Consider the following 586-nt stretch of genomic DNA (forward strand, 5'->3'; position numbering starts at 1 on the left):
GCCGAGCACCAGGGCCGCTCCTGGTCGGCACCCCTGCGCCTGCTGCAGAGCGCCCCGGTCGACGACGCCCTGCCCGCGCCCTACCCCCGCCTGGTCTCCACCGGCGACACCGACCAAGGCAGAGTCCTGCTGAACCTGGCCGAAGCCCACGGCATGATCAGCCTGGAGGGCGAATCCCGCCTGACCAAGCCCCTGGTAGCCGACTGGATCCGCGAACTGGCCGCCAGCCCCTGGTCCCGCGGCACCACGGTGCTCCGCATCGGCTTCGGCTCCACCAGCGAGGAACTACCGGGCGTCGAGGACGCCCCAAGCATCGAGGCCGCAGCAGCCACCCTGGACGAATCCGACGGCGGAGTCCTGGTCCTGGCCCACGCCCCCACCGGCCGCGAACCCGAACGCGTCGGCGCCCTAGCCGGCGCCGCCGACGGCCGCTGGTCGGTCCTGGTACTCGGCACCCCGAAGAACGCCAGCTGGCGCCTAGTCGCCGACGCCGCCGGGACGCTGGACACGGGCCTGCTCGGCGAGCCGGTGCGGCTGCATGGGAAGCGGCCGCTGGAGCACGCTTGAGGGGTGAGGGGGCCGGGGC

The 586-nt window shown here is 74.1% G+C and carries 1 pseudogene; it reads left to right on the top strand.

The features are described 5' to 3' along the window. Positions 1-567: pseudogene (locus tag GWK61_RS55050) on the top strand (hypothetical protein); the annotation flags it as partial. Between the last annotated feature and the right edge of the window lie 19 nt (positions 568-586).

The organism is Catenulispora rubra (assembly GCF_015356825.1).
In the GTDB taxonomy this organism is placed as follows: Bacteria; Actinomycetota; Actinomycetes; order Streptomycetales; family Catenulisporaceae; genus Catenulispora; species Catenulispora rubra.